General features: G+C 41.3%; 4 protein-coding genes and 2 pseudogenes. 3 read left to right on the forward strand and 3 right to left on the reverse strand.

From position 1 onward, the window contains the following. Nucleotides 1–277 precede the first annotated feature (277 nt). Both PX482_RS13175 and PX482_RS13180 read left to right on the forward strand, forming a co-directional pair. Nucleotides 278–502: pseudogene (locus PX482_RS13175) on the forward strand (ISKra4 family transposase); the annotation flags it as partial. A gap of 91 nt (nt 503–593) precedes the next feature. Beyond that, entirely contained in the window at nt 594–1,868 is a 1,275-nt protein-coding gene (locus tag PX482_RS13180; RefSeq protein ID WP_223212943.1) for a threonine/serine exporter family protein, read from the forward strand. 15 nt (nt 1,869–1,883) lie between these two features. Here PX482_RS13180 and PX482_RS13185 read toward each other — a convergent pair whose 3' ends face one another. The 3 genes from PX482_RS13185 to PX482_RS13195 form a co-directional block, all read right to left on the reverse strand. Beyond that, nucleotides 1,884–2,597, reverse strand: coding sequence for an EcsC family protein (locus PX482_RS13185; RefSeq protein WP_353852428.1), 714 nt, complete (start codon nt 2,595–2,597; stop codon nt 1,884–1,886). Next, the gene (locus tag PX482_RS13190; protein ID WP_002756753.1) at nt 2,560–3,861 is read right to left on the reverse strand and encodes an NF041680 family putative transposase; all 1,302 of its coding nucleotides are present in this window, start codon (nt 3,859–3,861) and stop codon (nt 2,560–2,562) included. The genes PX482_RS13185 and PX482_RS13190 overlap by 38 nt, the downstream gene beginning before the upstream one ends. A gap of 84 nt (nt 3,862–3,945) precedes the next feature. Further along, nucleotides 3,946–4,116: a hypothetical protein gene (locus PX482_RS13195; protein ID WP_288024261.1), complete on the reverse strand. Its 171-nt coding sequence runs from the start codon at nt 4,114–4,116 to the stop codon at nt 3,946–3,948. Nucleotides 4,117–4,184: 68 nt separating this feature from the next. Between PX482_RS13195 and PX482_RS13200 the strand changes: the two are divergent. After that, nucleotides 4,185–5,032 (forward strand): annotated as a pseudogene (locus tag PX482_RS13200) (IS630 family transposase). Nucleotides 5,033–5,063: the final 31 nt, after the last annotated feature.

A 5,063-nucleotide genomic window follows, 5' to 3' on the forward strand; every position in this document is an offset into this window, starting at 1 on the left:
ATAACCAGATTTAGTATAGGGTTGGCTGAATAAATCTAAAAACCTTGTTGTATAAGACTTTTAGACTTTTTTCCCATCAAAAAGTGCCAGACATTTGGGTGATCGGGGGGGAAATTTAGGCACTTTTTCCCAGAAAATTAGGTAATTGACCCCCTGCAAATGGGTAAAACCCCACACCCCACACCCCACACCCTGCCCCCACGAAAAACTTTTTGCCGCAAACCCTAATTAGTACATAAGCTAAAAGCAAGCTGTGACTGGGTTATAATTTTTGGAGATGTCTATTACGGGGGCGAGATGGAGTCTCAAGGGTGCTGAGGCGGTTTTACGTCTTCGCTCCCTTCAGGTTAGCGGTGATTGGCCTGATTATTGGCACTTTCATTGACAGCAAGAGCATCAACGGCATCATCGGGCTTTGTATCAAGATGGTGTTCCTTTGCTCACAACTGTGATTCAAGCTTGTTGTTCTACTACTTCAAGACACACAGCGATGCTTGTTTGACTTGCCATACGTCCTTCTAAAAGAGCCGCACCCATCTAATTTCTGATTGGCCGATTCAAAAAGGAGAAAAACCAGAGTGGAGTGCGATCCTTTGACCTCAAAATCCTATTTATCCCCTAAATCTCCGTCTTTTCCTGATTATTTTCACCTGATGCTCTTAACTGGCCGCATCTTATTGCAGCACAGTACCACCACCGAACGAGTGCATCAAACCATTCAACAATTAGCGGAAAAATTCGGGGTAGAAGTCCGGGTATATTGTGAATATGAAGCCATTAAACTAACCGTAAAGAGTGAAAATGAATATTCCTCACACTTTAGTCGCCCCATCACCAGCATTGCCGTTAATATGGCTTTAATTACTCAGGTTTTTTTATCGATCGAAAAGTTTCAGCAAAATCGTTTAACCTTGACTGAGTTAATCCAGAAATTAGAAAAGATCGATAAATATCCCCCTATTTATTACCCTCGCTGGTTCATTATTCTGATGTTAGGCCTTACAGGGGCAAGTTTAGCCCGTATTTTTCAGGGAGACTGGGCTTCCTTTGTGATTACGGGAATTGCTACGGCAGTGGGCGTTATCTTACGACAAGAACTGGGGAAAAGGCATTTTAATCCTTTTTTACTTAATTTTCTAGCTGCTTTTTTGGGGGGATGTATCGGGGGAGTGGCAGGCCCACTGGGATGGAGTTCTACTCCTAATATCTGTTTTCTCATCCCGTCGATGATGTTAGTACCGGGGGTTCATCTGATTAATGGAGTCTTAGATTTAGTCGAGAATCATATTCCCATGGGCATGGCACGTCTAGAGTATAGTTTAGTAATTCTTAGTTCAATCGCCTTTGGTTTACTTCTCTCGACAACGGTTACAAACGCCTTACTACCTGTCAGTAATCCTGTTTCTCCCTTACCTCTATTTGAAGATGTTATTTTTGCGGGATTAGCGGCTATGGGATTCGCCATTTTCTTTAATGTGCCGCCGAAAATGTTATGGGCTTGCATTGTCTGTGGCATGGTGGGACATGGGGTAAGATGGTTGTGTATTGACCATGGACCCGGTATTATTTGGGGTAATTTAATTGCTTCTGCTGTTGTTGGGACAATGGCGCTTTATTTTTCTAATCGTTTTCATGCGCCACCGGCTGTAATCGCTTTTGGGGCGGTAGTGGGAATAGTACCAGGAATCTTTGCTTTTCAAGCAGCAAGCGGCTTAATTCAGATTATGACCATACCAGAGAATGCCAGTTCTTTATTACTTGCCACCACCCTAGGCATGATGACAAAAGCTTTTTTAATGACTTTAGCTATTCCCATTGGGTTAGCTATACCTATCCTTTTACGCTTTCAACGCCAACCCAATTTTTAGGAGCAATTCAGTTCTTCAGTTCGCTAGAGCCAAAGAAAGCTTCTGATTATCCAGCAGCCAACGCATTTGATAGGCACGGCGAGCGGCATCCGCCACTTGATTGAGGAAGAAACTCAAACCAACGCCGCTAGAGATAGCACCTAACCAAGGAATTGCCCCACCTACTGAACTGGGAGCTAAATAGATAGTAGCTTGCTGGAAAATCGTTTCAGCTGCCAGCGAGATTGCACCTTTGTCGCCGATTTCAGTGAGAAAATTGTCAAAAGCTTGGCGAGAAAATTGCGTGTGACTGTCTCTCAAATTATCCACCGCTTGCCATTTAGCCTCTGGAGTTTGGGCGGTAGCTGCTGCTAAGATAATCCAAGCAAAATTCCGCTCCTGTTCCGTTGTGGTCGAGTAACCATAACACAAGCCAATTCTCTGAATAGTTTGCAGAGATTGAACTATTGACAGTGGGATTTCGCCAATTACTCCGATAACTCCCATCAAACCGGCAATTGTCCCTTCCACCTCAGCAGTTGTCAGGGTTTTTTGCTGCACCTTCTTCGCTAAATGATCGCAATCTGCTAAGGAGACTTGTTGCCAATCGTGATCTTTCTCAACTCTGTAGTTTAGACTAAAAAATTTGCCTAAAAATAATCCAGCCTTATGAAAATAGCTGAAATCAAAAATCTTGAAGCAAAAAGTAGAGTTAGGATGCTTTTGTTGCCGATTTTTTAGGGGTTGAATGTCGTTTTTTCACAGTAGGATAGGTCTTTCTTTTACTGCGAGTCTTCCCTTTTTCCCAGCCGGGAGACTTTCCTCTAGTTTTAGGTGGTTGAGCGGGCGAACCAATCTCTATCAAAAGGGAAAACAGAGACTGTGCTACCCTTTCAGGAGTTAATAGGGTTTGCGGTTTTTGCCAAGGAAGACGATAATCTGCTACCAAATCTTTGGCTAACCATAATTGCCAAGTCATCAACGGCATTAAATCACTCCATCTCTCACATTGAACAGGTGTACTTAAAGAAGGTAAAGTCCAATGTAATCTTTGCTTGGCAAAGCGATACCAATGGTCAACTCCAAAACGACGTGCATATTGTGACCAAACTTTTTCTAAGGATAAAAATGCCTCTCCTACCCAAATTAACCATAAGGGGCGATGTGCCTCTCCCGTTTTTTTAGGATTCAACCTTTCCACTTTAATTAGACTTAATTTCTGCTGAGAAGCTGTTTTAAAATGTAACTGTTGCCATTGACTCACTCGGATTAATCCGAGTTTCGGGTCATTGATTTCCACTGTTGCGTCGGTTGGCCACCATGTGGATTCGTCATTGATTTTAAATTGTCTGCCATGTTTTTTCGGTCTTCCCTTACCCCCATAAGCTTCTGGTTCGCCATATAGACAACAATTAGAGCGGATTCTCATCAGTTTACTTGCTTGGATATCTGCTGTTTGATTTACCCATGAACTATTGCCGTATTCACAATCTAATACTACCAAAACTTTTTGTTGAATTGTTTTGCAGACTTCTTGGAGTTGCCATTTGGCTTTAGATATCGGTGTTTCAAAGGATGTGATTCTTTCATGTCTTAAGGGTAATGCCCAACTTCTTTCCCCTTCGGGTAGCCAGACAATGGTGCTATAGCCTTGTCCTAATACTGTTCCATTTTTTGATGCCGCGCTATGTTGATAGCCTCTATCTTTCATCGTTTTAGCATCCTTCAATTCCCATGCTGTATGATCTATTGCTAACAAAACATACTCCAGTTCTGGTATTTCCTGAACATACCTTTTCATTAACTGGTTTCGGTTGGGACGACAATCTTCAAGAGCTTCGTATGTACTATGCCATTTCCTTCTGAAGAAAGGGGACAGTGACAAGTCTCCCAAGCAATAGGCATTTCTGGTGGTCATGATGCTATCCATTAAGTCAAAGGTGGCATCTTTGGCATTACCTAACAGTTGGTAGGTATCTTGGCGAAATCTGGTATATCTGTTATATTTGGTCATAGAGAGAGGATAAATTCTTTAACATCTTTTATTTTCTCTCTATTTTGCTTGATTCTTCCTCTTTTTTCTTTTTAGGTTTCTCATTTAGTCTAAACTACAGTCAACTCCGGCTAGGTGTTTCAATTGATCCCACTCTTCTTGCCATTTTTCCGCTAGGCGATCGCACAAAGTTAATGTCTCATCGATCCATTTTTCTGGAATGAGCCAATCGGCGATCTTCCCGATTGTACCGAACAATCTAGCAATTATAGTCATTTCAAATAATTGTGAGACAAGTGAAAAATAAGGTAAAATAAGGAGAAACGAGCAACCCATACAGAAAAATGTCCTATAGTCTAGACTTGAGAAAAAAGGTAATCGATTATGTAGAGAATGGAGGAAGCATAACTAAAGCTGCCGCTCTATTTAAGATAGGGAGAGCAACAATATATAGATGGCTGAGTAGGGAAGAAGGGTCAGCAACAAAGGTAAAACACCGTCAGAGAAAGCTGGACTGGAAAGCACTAGAAAGAGATGTCCAAGAAAATCCCGAAGCAAGATTAAGAGATAGAGCCGAGAAGTTTGGAGTGAGACCAAGTGCCATTTGCTATGCCTTAAAAAAATGGAAATCACCAGAAAAAAGAAAGAACTTCGTTATAGAGAAAGAAACCGAGAAGAAAGAATAAAATATTATAAAACCCTGAGAGAATTGATTAAAATATATGGTGGTAAAAGCCTTGTATTTATTGATGAGGCTGGGTTTGAAGAATTTCAAGACTGTCTTTATGCCTGGTCAAAAAAAGGGAAGAAAGTCTTTGGAGATAGACAAGGAAAACGAGGAAAAAGAGAGAACCTTGTCGCTGGGAGAAGAAAGGGGAAAAAAGACTTGATTGCACCAATGATATTTACGAGAAGCCTAACTGCGGAAGGCTTTGAAGGCTGGTTATCTTTATATTTATTGCCCTCTTTAACCATGACATCAATATTAATTATGGATAAGGCACCAATTCATCGGAAGACAGTGATTAGACAACTGGTAGAGGAAGCAGGTCATCAGGTAGTGTTTTTGCCAACATACTCTCCTGACTTAAATGATATCGAGCATGATTTTAGTGCATTAAAGAGAGCGAGAATGTATGCTCCTGTGGGTACATCCCTTGATGAAATTATTCGTACTTATTGTGTCGCCTAGCGTCTCGTTCTTATTTGAAATAACTATAAAG

The sequence above is a fragment of the Microcystis sp. M53602_WE12 genome (genome assembly GCF_030065455.1).
GTDB classification, from domain to species: domain Bacteria; phylum Cyanobacteriota; class Cyanobacteriia; order Cyanobacteriales; family Microcystaceae; genus Microcystis; species Microcystis aeruginosa.

Bases quoted from the DNA above. Each gene is read 5' to 3' on its own strand.
- PX482_RS13190 (WP_002756753.1), bottom strand. From the start codon at position 3,861: ATGACCAAATATAACAGATATACCAGATTTCGCCAAGATACCTACCAA.
- PX482_RS13195 (WP_288024261.1), bottom strand. From the start codon at position 4,116: ATGACTATAATTGCTAGATTGTTCGGTACAATCGGGAAGATCGCCGAT.